We start from the raw sequence: 1,104 nt of genomic DNA on the forward strand, positions 1-1,104 counted from the left end.
TGTGATGTCCAGGCAGGTTGTTGTTCCTGCTGATGGGCGTGCCGCCGATTGCGGAGTGGATCCGGTGGTGATTGTAGAAGTGGAGCCAGTCCGGCAGGGCGGCTCGTCGTTCGGCTTCTGAGTCGTAGAACCGGGCGTAGGCCCAGCCGTCGGCCAGGGTGCGGTGGAATCGCTCGCACTTGCCGTTGGTCTGCGGGCGGTAGGGCCGAGTGCGCTTGTGCGTGATCGAGAGCTCTGTGCAGGCCTCGCGCCAGGCGAACGAGCGGTAGCAGGCACCGTTGTCGGACAGCACTCGCTCGACGGTGATGCCGTGTTCGGCGAACCACGCCACGGCACGACGCAGCACCGCAACGGCTGTGGTGGCTTTCTCGTCCGCGCAGATCTCGGCGTAGGCGATCCGGCTGTGGTCGTCGATGACGGTGTGCACGAACGCGGTGCCGATGACGGGCTTGTAGTGCTTGCCACGTTCACCGGTGCGGCGTGCGGTGGCTTGGGCGTTGTGCTTGCCCTGCTGGCGGCTCAGGAACCGGTGCCCGCCGCCATCAGGAATGTTGCCGAACTTGGTGACGTCGACATGGATCATCGAACCCGGATGCGGGTGTTCGTAGCGGCGGATCGGCTCGCCGGTGACACGGTCGATGTGGCTGAGCCGGTTCAACCGGCACCGCACCAGCACCGCGTGCACCGTCGAGGCAGGCACAGCGAGCCGGCCACCGATCTGGACCGGCCCGAGTCGATGACGCCACCTCAGCTGAACGATCCGGCGCTTGAGGTCCTCGGAGGTTCGTCGCGGGCTCGAGCGAGGACGACTCGACCGGTCCTGCATCCCGGCCACGCCTTCGGACTTGAACCGTGCCGCCCACTTCCGGGCGGTGGGCGGCGAGACCATGAACATCTTGGCCGCCTCGGACGGCGTCCAGCCGCCCTCGACGATCAGCCGCGCCATCCGAAGACGCGCTTTCGGGGTCAGGGCAGCGTTAGCGTGGGACACGAAGGCCTCCTGGTGAGTGAAGCGGTTACTAGACATCTCCACTTCACAACCGGAGGCCTTCGCCATCCAGCAACTCAGGGCCGTGTCACGAAACAACGTCCCTGGACATCACA

The 1,104-nt window shown here is 66.0% G+C and carries 1 protein-coding gene; it reads right to left on the reverse strand.

The genetic code is table 11. The features are described from left to right. Window positions 1-991 (reverse strand): IS481 family transposase (locus tag J2X46_RS24090; protein WP_310255093.1); only part of this gene is annotated, 991 nt, incomplete at its 3' end. Window positions 992-1,104: the final 113 nt, after the last annotated feature.

Origin of the sequence: Nocardioides sp. BE266, from assembly GCF_031457855.1 — a bacterium.
In the GTDB taxonomy this organism is placed as follows: domain Bacteria; phylum Actinomycetota; class Actinomycetes; order Propionibacteriales; family Nocardioidaceae; genus Nocardioides.